The sequence below is a fragment of the Burkholderia sp. E168m23 genome, from assembly GCF_016586125.1.
Classification (GTDB): domain Bacteria; phylum Pseudomonadota; class Gammaproteobacteria; order Burkholderiales; family Burkholderiaceae; genus Burkholderia; species Burkholderia orbicola.
Map to the genome: position 1 here is coordinate 1 of NZ_BCPP01000999.1, position 2,527 is coordinate 2,527.

Annotated in this window: 3 protein-coding genes; all 3 read right to left on the minus strand. The window is 62.4% G+C overall.

Annotation, left to right across the window (positions count from 1 at the left end):
• Nucleotides 1–730 (minus strand): 3,4-dihydroxy-2-butanone-4-phosphate synthase (ribB, locus tag JMF90_RS33130; protein ID WP_201326008.1); only part of this gene is annotated, 730 nt, incomplete at its 3' end.
• A 22-nt stretch (nucleotides 731–752) separates the two neighbouring features.
• Nucleotides 753–1,262 carry an Lrp/AsnC family transcriptional regulator gene (locus JMF90_RS33135; RefSeq protein WP_011661374.1) on the minus strand — a complete coding sequence of 170 codons (510 nt, stop codon included), beginning with the start codon at nucleotides 1,260–1,262 and terminating at the stop codon, nucleotides 753–755.
• 248 nt (nucleotides 1,263–1,510) lie between these two features.
• Nucleotides 1,511–2,527, minus strand: a 1,017-nt coding sequence (locus JMF90_RS33140; protein WP_201326009.1) for an NAD(P)/FAD-dependent oxidoreductase, incomplete at its 5' end; no start/stop codon positions are given.

Sequence of the window (2,527 nt, forward strand, 5' to 3'; positions counted from 1 at the left end):
GGTTCCGGTAGACCACGATCCGCCAATGCCGTCCATTCGGCTCGGTGAAGCTCCCGTGTTCAACGGCCTCGACGAGCCGTTCCGTTCGTCGGCGATACGCGATGAGATCGGCGATCGTGCCCAGCTTCAGCTGATGCCGCCGTGAAAAGGCGATGAGGTCCGGCAGCCTCGCCATGGTGCCGTCGTCGTTCATGATTTCGCAGATCGCACCGGCCGGTGCGAGCCCGGCCAGCCGGGCGATATCTACCGCCGCCTCGGTGTGGCCCGCGCGCACGAGCGTGCCGCCGTCGCGCGCCATGAGCGGAAAGACGTGTCCGGGAGAAACGAGCTCGTCTCGCCCCGTTTCCGGATTGATCGCCAGCGAAATCGTGCGGGAGCGGTCGGCCGCCGAGATGCCGGTGCTCACACCGTCACGCGCCTCGATCGACACCGTGAAGGCCGTCTCGTGCCGCGAACCGTTGATTCGGCTCATCAAATGCAAACCCAGCGATTCGCAGCGCGAGCGAGTCATCGCGAGACAGATCAAGCCGCGCGCATGCGTCGCCATGAAGTTGACGGCGTCGGGCGTGGCGAATTGCGCGGGAATGACGAGGTCGCCTTCGTTCTCACGGTCCTCGTCGTCGACCAGAATGAACATCCGCCCGGCGCGCGCTTCTTCGATAATCTCCAACGCCGTTGCGATGTCGGCGCGCGAATCTGCCGGCCGGCCGGCGGACATTGCGTTACTCATGAGAGCACCTTACGCGATGTGATCACGACGCCTGCGCCAGTCCATGAATCTGGATAGGCCGCGTCTTGTCGATGGGAAGCGTCGTCTTGTTGGCAAGCCGTTTCAGGACGACGTTCGAGCGAACGCTGGCCACACCGGGAAGCGACGTCAGCTTGTGCGTGATGATGTGTTCGAGTTCGACGAGATCTCTCGCCACCACCCGCAGCAGATAGTCGGTTTGCCCGGTCATCATGAAGCAGTCCATGACTTCGGTGATGCCTCTGACCGTGTCGGCAAAACTCTCCCGCGCCTGCATGCCCTGCCGCTCCAGACTGATCTCGACGATGGCCATGATGCCCAGGCCGAGCAGGGACGCATTGAGCACGGCGACGCGTCGGCTGATTACACCGAGACGCTCCAGATTTCTGACCCTGACGAGACAGGGAGAGGGCGACAGGTTGACTCGAGCCGCCAGTTCGAGATTCGTCAAACTTGAGTCCTCCTGAAGTTCACTCAGGATGCTAAGGTCTATCCTGTCCAGCGCAACGTTCATAGCCCGCGTCTCCTCTTTGCACAAGGCTCCGGTGCCCTGAAGTTCGAACGCTCGCTTGCGCGGCAGAACATCGATTTCCGCTCCAGCAGGCATTCGAACAACATCACCTGATGAACAAGTTTATGCCTGGCAGCTCCGCGGAAAATTCTGATAAAAAGTCGAGTTATCACCAAAAACGGTCATTGTCGCCGCACGCTCGGGAAAACCCGCAACTCGTCATACTTGCGACACGCAAGCCGAGATGGCGATCAGGCCTTTCTGGGCGGCGGCAAGTCCGTGCAGACGCCTTCATACAATTCGGCGGCCATGCCGACCGATTCGCCGAGCGTCGGGTGCGGGTGAATCGTCTTGCCGATGTCTTCGGCGTCCGCGCCCATTTCGACTGCGAGACACACTTCGCTGATCAGGTCGCCCGCGTTCAGGCCCACGATGCCGCCGCCGATCACGCGATGAGTTTCCTCGTCGAAGATCAGCTTCGTGAAGCCTTCGTCGCGGCCGTTCGCGATCGCGCGGCCCGATGCGGCCCACGGGAACACCGCCTCGCCGTACTTGATGCCTTCGGCCTTGCACTGATCTTCCGTCTTGCCGGCCCATGCCACTTCCGGATCGGTGTATGCCACCGACGGAATCTGCAGCGCGTCGAAGTACGCCTTTTCGCCGTGCGCGGCTTCGGCTGCGACGTGGCCTTCATGCACGGCCTTGTGCGCGAGCATCGGCTGGCCGACGATATCGCCGATCGCGAAGATGTGCGGCACGTTCGTGCGCATCTGCTTGTCGACGTCGATGAAGCCGCGCTCGGTGACCGCGACGCCCGCCTTGTCCGCGCCGATCTTCTTGCCGTTCGGGCTGCGGCCTACCGCGACGAGCACAAGGTCGTAGCGCTGCGCTTCCGCGGGTGCCTTCTCGCCTTCGAACTTCACGTAGATACCGTCTTCCTTCGCTTCCGCGCCGACCGTCTTGGTCTTCAGCATCACGTTGCCGAAGCGCTTCGCGTTGAACTTTTCCCAGACCTTCACGAGATCGCGGTCGGCGCCCATCATCAGGCCGTCCATCATTTCGACGACGTCGATCTCGGCGCCGAGCGTCGAGTACACCGTCGCCATTTCGAGGCCGATGATGCCGCCGCCGATCACGAGCATCCGCTTGGGCAGCTGGCGCAGCTCGAGTGCACCGGTCGAATCGACGACGCGCGGGTCTTCCGGCATGAACGGCAGCTTCACTGCTTGAGAGCCGGCGGCGATGATGGCCTGCTTGAACTTGACGAT

Bases quoted from the DNA above. Each gene is read 5' to 3' on its own strand.
- JMF90_RS33135 (WP_011661374.1), bottom strand. From the start codon at position 1,262: ATGAACGTTGCGCTGGACAGGATAGACCTTAGCATCCTGAGTGAACTT.